The sequence below is a fragment of the Kitasatospora sp. NPDC032150 genome (assembly GCF_055579945.1).
In genome coordinates this window covers 1-3,255 of record NZ_JBVIMH010000093.1, presented here as the reverse complement: position 1 = coordinate 3,255, position 3,255 = coordinate 1, and the positions used below count along the sequence as shown (strand labels likewise).

Below are 3,255 nucleotides of genomic sequence, written 5' to 3'. Positions count from 1 at the left end.
CACCAACATGCACACGACATACGCGTCAGCCCGAACAGCTCCGTACACACGAACGGGCGACACCAGATCATCCAGAAACGGACTTAACGTCCTCTGAGAAGCGAACGAAGCCATACGCTTCCAGGCACAGCACCGCTACCTGCGCTGGCGCAACACCAACGCCCGCCACCCCGACGTACTCGCCGCCCAACGCAAGGAACGTGCCCGCATCCGCAGCGAAAAGGGCATCCGCTGGGGCGGACGCCCCTCAACACCGCAGCCTGACCAACCGCGAACCGCAGCCCCCGAGCGCCGAAGGGGGCAAGTTCAGGAGAAGGGCAGCGACAGAAGGATGACTCAGGAGGCGGACGGCTCGATCTCCCCCGCAAAGACGATGACCTGGTCGATGAGGCTCCGCCGCAGATGGACGACGTCCGTTCCCGCCAGGCGGGGGCCTCCATCCGGCGTGGTGAAGACCCACTGGTACCGGGCCCACTCGTCAGGCATGTCCACCTCTGAGCAGCGCGTCATCGTGCCGGTCCCCGCCGGGTGGCGCCGGATGTCCAGCACGAACCGCTCGACCGCCGCGATTCCTTCGCTGCGGCCCAACGGCCCCCAGAAGACCACGTCTGAGGTCAGGGCCTGGGAGAGCAGGGCAGTCACATAGCTGTCGTCCGAGGCGTTGAACGCGGAGATGAACGTGTCGATCGCGGAGCGTGCGGTCTCTTCCTGCATGCCCCAGTAATACCAGCCGTTTCGCGTGCGCTCATCCCGCGAGCCGCCTTCCGATCACGGTGAACCGTCCCGGTCACAGCACTAGACGTGGTCCAGCGGCCTTGGGTGTGCCGGACGGTTAGCCGCGCTCGTAGTGCACGACGGCGTGGCCCAGGTGGTGTTCCACCTTCCGCAGGAAGTCGTCATCCGCGCGGAGGATGAGGGAGTCGGGCGTAAGTGGCTCCAGCCGACCGCCCACACGCTCGCCGGGCCGCAGGTCCTGAAAGTCCTTCTCGGCCAGGACTCCCACCACGATCCGTACCTGGAACTGCTGCGCCTGGGCGCCGCGAGCGAGCACATCGACGCTGAGGTGGTCGTCACCCTGATGGTGCCCGGCGCCCTGGTGACCGGGCAGGTCATGCCCGATGCGGTCTGGCAGGAGAAGTTCGCCCGCGAGCTGGACGACCACGACCTGCGCCGAGCAGTCGGGACGGCCCGCGACCGGATCGAGGAGAACGGCGACAAAGGCCGGCGGTTGCCGCCGGACTCCCGCTTCCTCCACCTGGCGCGACGTCACCTACCGCGACGGCCGGTAGGAACACCCCGGCGCGGATGCGAGTGGCCAGTGCGGCCCGCCATAGATGTGTCTTGAATACATGCGAGACGGGGATCACATGATGGAGGGTCGCACTCCGCCCGGCCTGGGGTGTCTAGTACAGGTATGACATGGACACCCCACAGGAGGGCTGGGATGGGACTCTCTTTCAGGCGCGTCGGGCGACTCCTGTCCGTCTCGTTCACCGTTACCGCTCTGCTGGGCCCGGCCCTCGCCCTGGTCGCGACCCCGACCGCAGCGGCAGCCGCAGCCGCACCGGACACCTACACGTTCACCAACGGTGACGGCACCCTCAACGCGACGGGCAACGACGACGGAAACCAGATCTCCGTCACGCCGGACGGCACCAACTACCAGAACTTCCGCCTCATCAAGCTGGGAGACCCCGGCCAGTTCGACATCGCCAACACGTCATCCGGGAAATGCATCTACGCCACCCAGCCCGCCACACAGAAATCGTGCGGCCAGGACGGCGAGCAGTGGCACTTCCGCCCGGTGGACGGCAAGCCCAACACCTTCGGAATCGTCCGCCGCGACGACTCCAGTGGCACCGAGTGGTGCATGGACAACCGGGGCGGCCTCCACCTGTGGGGGATCCTGGCCCAACCCAACGTGTGCAACGGCAGCGCCGCCCAGGAGTGGACGGTTCCCGCGTCGAAGGCAGCCGAAGCCAGGAACCTGGCGCTGGACTACTACGCCGACCTGTGCTCCAGGAAGACCTCCACCTGTTCGTGGAAGGAGAAGTCCGAGGGGCAGCCCGCGGTTCTGCCCCGCCAACCCGCCTCGTCGGTCTGGTACAACGACACCAGCTCCACGATGAAGCAGGTCTTCACCACCATCTACCACTCCGGATGGTCACAGGCGTACTCCGTGGGCCTGTCGTCCTCCGTAGGGGTGTCCGCCCCGATCCAGGCCATGATCTCCAGCCAGCTGACCGCGACAACGGTGTACACCTCCGACGAGACGACGATCAACGGCATCGCCGTGGACGTCCCGTCGAAGAACTACGCCTGGGTCGACTTCGCGGCTGTCGGCAAGAAGGTCACCGGAACATGGACGTTCGACACCGACAACCAGCCGTGGACCACCGACGCGACGGTCACCGTCCCCGTCATCAACTCGGCCGCCGGATCGACGATGTACATCGCGCGCACCAGCACCGATGCGCCGGGCAGCAGCAGCGGCGCGACCAGCCCTGACGTCAAGCCGCAGACCTTCGCGAAGACCACCACGAAGGCGCTGGATCTGCCCCAAGACGCCAGCATGACCGCCGCCAACAACACGGCGACGATCACCGCCGACGGAGGGACCATCGTCGCCACCGTCACCCCCGGCACCATCACCGACACCGACGGCACCGTGCACAAGGTCGCCCTGACCGTCTCCGGCAACACCGTGACGCAGACGATCGAAGACGTCACCGGCGACACGGTCACCGGCACCATGAGCCCGCCGGTGTACTCGGTAAAGGACACCGGCGCCGCGTCGGCGGCCGCCGCGACGAAGACGGCGAAGATGTCGGCGTTCGCGATGGAGCGCCCCGCACTCAGCGACGACAAGAAGAAGCGCCTCCAGTGCATCGGAGACAAGATGGGCGAAGGCGCTACGTTCGGCCTCCTCGGTGCCGCCCTCGGACAGCCCGAAGCCGTCATCGGCGGAGTCTTCGGCGGCCTCATCATCGGCCTCGCCGAATGCACCAGGTGAACCGCCCCGAGTTCGGTAGAAACTTCAGTTTGTTGCTGTGACCTGTTGGTTTGGTGCTCACCGGCAGCACCGGCCTGCCGGCAGCGGCCTGACCACAGGCCGGCATCCAGCCCCAGCTCACCCGGACACGCCCTCAGCTTGGCGTTTAGAAGCCGTTGTCTTTCCGAACGTGATCGTTGAGTTTCCGCTGTTCAGGCATGGTGTCGGCGTTTTCGAGGCAGGGTGGAGCCGTCGGGTTGTCT

Annotated in this window: 3 protein-coding genes and 1 pseudogene; 3 read left to right on the top strand and 1 reads right to left on the bottom strand. The window is 66.4% G+C overall.

Annotation, left to right across the window (positions count from 1 at the left end):
- Window positions 1–124: 124 nt before the first annotated feature.
- Window positions 125–247: pseudogene (locus tag ACZ5ON_RS35875) on the top strand (IS630 family transposase); the annotation flags it as partial.
- 89 nt (window positions 248–336) lie between these two features.
- On the opposite strand, the gene ACZ5ON_RS35870 reads toward ACZ5ON_RS35875, so the two are convergent.
- On the bottom strand, window positions 337–714 hold the full coding sequence (locus tag ACZ5ON_RS35870; RefSeq protein WP_101378680.1) for a hypothetical protein: 378 nt from the start codon (window positions 712–714) through the stop codon (window positions 337–339).
- A 133-nt stretch (window positions 715–847) separates the two neighbouring features.
- Between ACZ5ON_RS35870 and ACZ5ON_RS35865 the strand changes: the two genes are divergently transcribed.
- Together ACZ5ON_RS35865 and ACZ5ON_RS35860 are read left to right on the top strand one after the other, a co-directional pair.
- The gene (locus tag ACZ5ON_RS35865) at window positions 848–1,345 is read left to right on the top strand and encodes a hypothetical protein (RefSeq protein WP_465601782.1); all 498 of its coding nucleotides are present in this window, start codon (window positions 848–850) and stop codon (window positions 1,343–1,345) included.
- 99 nt (window positions 1,346–1,444) lie between these two features.
- Window positions 1,445–3,013 (top strand): hypothetical protein, encoded by a 1,569-nt coding sequence (locus tag ACZ5ON_RS35860; protein WP_465601778.1) that lies wholly within the window; start codon window positions 1,445–1,447, stop codon window positions 3,011–3,013.
- The last annotated feature ends 242 nt before the right edge of the window (window positions 3,014–3,255 follow it).

Bases quoted from the DNA above. Each gene is read 5' to 3' on its own strand.
- ACZ5ON_RS35870 (WP_101378680.1), bottom strand. From the start codon at position 714: ATGCAGGAAGAGACCGCACGCTCCGCGATCGACACGTTCATCTCCGCG.
- ACZ5ON_RS35860 (WP_465601778.1), top strand. From the start codon at position 1,445: ATGGGACTCTCTTTCAGGCGCGTCGGGCGACTCCTGTCCGTCTCGTTC.